The following is a 378-nucleotide window of genomic DNA, read 5'->3' on the forward strand; positions in this document are numbered from 1 at the left end:
GTTGTTCCCTCCATTACTTCAGGTTATGAGGTCCCGGATATTTTTTGCGTTTGTAATCTGTTGGCCGGGAACTATCGTGATTAACCAAGGGAACATTGGCGGCATAAAATATCAACCAGCCGCCGAACACAGCGATCCAGCGTCTGTTGCAGAAAATCGAAATCTGCGAGCCGTGGGGATGATGGGATAATCGTGATGAACGAGGAAAATGGGGAGTTTGCCAGTTGAACGCAACGCGACCGACACTGGTGACCGACACGGCCCATACTCCCGCTTCCACGCCAAAGATCATTCGGCTTGAAGGACTCAGCAAGCATTTTGGTGCGCATCGCGTTCTTGAGAATATCGATCTTGACGTGGCGCAGGGCGAGGTTCTGG

Annotated in this window: 1 protein-coding gene; it reads left to right on the forward strand. The window is 51.6% G+C overall.

Features of this window, described 5'->3' with window-relative positions:
* Positions 1-190 (forward strand): hypothetical protein (locus R0J92_RS21925; RefSeq protein ID WP_411053199.1); only part of this gene is annotated, 190 nt, incomplete at its 5' end.
* Positions 191-378: the final 188 nt, after the last annotated feature.

Source organism: Tritonibacter sp. SIMBA_163 (genome assembly GCF_046535935.1).
GTDB classification, from domain to species: domain Bacteria; phylum Pseudomonadota; class Alphaproteobacteria; order Rhodobacterales; family Rhodobacteraceae; genus Epibacterium; species Epibacterium scottomollicae.